1 protein-coding gene is annotated in these 1,175 nt (G+C 46.6%); it reads left to right on the plus strand.

What is annotated here, in order from left to right; translation table 11 throughout:
* Window positions 1-70: 70 nt before the first annotated feature.
* The gene (locus FJM67_RS17350) at window positions 71-1,042 is read left to right on the plus strand and encodes an IS5 family transposase (protein WP_140591947.1); all 972 of its coding nucleotides are present in this window, start codon (window positions 71-73) and stop codon (window positions 1,040-1,042) included.
* The last annotated feature ends 133 nt before the right edge of the window (window positions 1,043-1,175 follow it).

The following is a 1,175-nucleotide window of genomic DNA, read 5'->3' on the forward strand; positions in this document are numbered from 1 at the left end:
GGAACATGCGATTAAGTCGGCAATGTGAGACAATCTAGCCGACTTAATCTGACTACGACTCCTGCCAACCATGAACCAACTTTCTTTCGCTGATACCGAATTTACCAGTAAACGCCGTAAAACCCGAAAAGAGTTGTTTCTCGGTCGGATGAATGAATTGATCCCGTGGCAGCAACTTGAAGCTCAGATAGAACCGTTCTATCCCAAAGCTGGCAATGGTCGGCGTCCATACCCTCTCGCTACCATGCTACGCATTCACTTTATGCAAAACTGGTACAACATGAGTGATCCAGCGATGGAAGATGCACTCTACGAAATTACCTCGATGCGGCTGTTTGCGGGCTTATCATTAGAAGGTGCGATCCCTGACCACACCACCATCATGAACTTCCGTCACTTGCTTGAGAAGCACAAACTGGGTCGTAAACTCTTTAAAGAAGTAAACAAATGGCTGTCTGATTCCGGTATCTACTTTAAAGAAGGGACGATCGTGGACGCGACGATCATTGAGGCTGCAAGTTCCACTAAAAATAAATCTAACGCCCGTGATCCTGAGATGCACCAAACGCAAAAGGGGAAGCAGTGGTTTTTTGGGTTAAAAGCCCACATTGGTGTCGATGCAAAACGTGGTTTGGTGCACAGTTTCACTACGACGCCTGCTAACGATCATGATCTAAACCAACTGCCAAAGCTCCTTCATGGTGATGAATCCTTTGTATCAGCGGACTCTGGTTACCGTGGAGTAGAAAAGCGCGCTGAGACCAAGGATCGAAAAGTCGATTGGTTAGTGGCTGAGATGCCTAGCAAGATACGCGCTTGGAAGAAGCATCCTCGCATAAATAAGCAGCTGATCCGAACAGAATACTTAAAGGCGAGCATCAGGGCGAAAGTCGAACACCCATTTAGGATTTTGAAATGTCAGTTCGGATACCGCAAGGCTGTCTATAAAGGCCTGACTAAAAATGACAACAAGCTTGCCGTGCTGTTTGCACTTGGGAATGTGTTACGAGTAGACCAGATGATACGATCTGCACAGGGTTAATCCGTCCAAAAAACGGATTTCGGCTGCTAAGAGCAGCGTATTTTCGGGAAAGTGCGGCTAACTGACACGTTTTTAGGGTTGCTGGCATGTGGAACAAGTCAGACCAGAATTATCTGACTTGATCGTAGTTTCC

Origin of the sequence: Maribrevibacterium harenarium (genome assembly GCF_006385675.1) — a bacterium.
In the GTDB taxonomy this organism is placed as follows: domain Bacteria; phylum Pseudomonadota; class Gammaproteobacteria; order Pseudomonadales; family Marinomonadaceae; genus Marinomonas; species Marinomonas harenarium.